This window comes from Adlercreutzia wanghongyangiae (assembly GCF_035989245.1).
In the GTDB taxonomy this organism is placed as follows: domain Bacteria; phylum Actinomycetota; class Coriobacteriia; order Coriobacteriales; family Eggerthellaceae; genus Adlercreutzia; species Adlercreutzia wanghongyangiae.
Genome location: NZ_JAYMFF010000042.1, coordinates 1 through 1,146, shown reverse-complemented (window position 1 = coordinate 1,146; position 1,146 = coordinate 1). Strand labels below are relative to the sequence as shown.

The following is a 1,146-nucleotide window of genomic DNA, read 5'->3' as shown; positions in this document are numbered from 1 at the left end:
TTACTTCCACATCTCGGGGCGCACGAGGGTGGGATCCTCGACGCGGTTCGGGAAGTAGTCCAGGCACTCGCCCTCGCGGTAGACGTCGGCGGTGGAGCAGTGCAGGCCGCCGCCGAACGGGTAGGCGTCGCGCAGGTCGCAGGGGATGACGTTCATGCCCAGCTTGTCCATCTGCTCCTGCTGGTGCACCTCGGAGGCCTCCACGATGACGGTCTTCGGGTCGAGGACCAGGCAGTTCATGGACAGCCACACCGACGAGTAGCACAGCGCCGGCGGCTCGGTGTGGGCCGGGTCGGCGGCCTCGACGATCTGCCAGTCGTTGGCCTCGAAGATGGCGCGCTGCGGCTCGGGCAGCGGGCGGTGCGGGTTGTTGATGATCAGGCCCGGGCGCAGCGGCACGAAGGTCGCGTCGATGTGGATCGGGTAGGGGTCGCCCGGGAAGTTCACGGCGTGCACGCGGAACTCGGGGTAGTAGCGCTGGAACCAGTCCATGGCGGCGCGGTTGGTGGTCAGGCCGTGCTGGATGAACAGGTCCTTGCCCATGCGCATCACGTCGGCGGCGTCCCACATGGGCTCCACCTCGGTGGTCACGAAGTCCTTCGCGGCGGTGCGCTCGAGGCGCTCCTCCAGCGAGATCTTCTCGTCGTAGTAGTTGTGCTTGTAGGAGCGGTCGGTCAGGCGCGGGCGGGGGGCCTGGGTCCACTTGAAGTCGGGGTCCTGCTCGAAGTACATCTCCATGAGGGGCCAGTAGGCCAGGTACTCGAAGTAGCGGCAGCGGAAGGAGTTGGCGGCGGCCATGATCTCGTTGCCGACGGTCAGCAGGATGTCGCGGGGCGGCATGCAGGTCATCATGGAGTCGTTGCGGAAGTCGGGCGTGCCGATGGCCTGGTTCCACTGCAGCGGGGTCGGGCGGTCGACGACGACGCCGCGGTCCTCGAGGATCTTCACGAGGTTCTCGAGGCACTCGTTGCCGCGCTCGACGGTCTCCAGCGGGCGCAGGCCCCACATGCCGCGCATCTCGGAGTCAACGGGCACCTTCTCGGAGGTGGCGGGCTCCTCCGGCGGGATGACGGAGTTGTCGCAGCGGCCGACGATGACGCGCTTCAGCGGGTCCCAGTCGTTCCAAGAGCTGACGATCTTTGCCAT

At 67.2% G+C, this 1,146-nt stretch carries 1 protein-coding gene; it reads right to left on the bottom strand.

What is annotated here, in order from left to right; all coding sequences use genetic code 11:
* Positions 1-1,146, bottom strand: a 1,146-nt coding sequence (locus VIN30_RS11515; RefSeq protein ID WP_338211636.1) for a serine/threonine protein kinase, incomplete at its 5' end; no start/stop codon positions are given.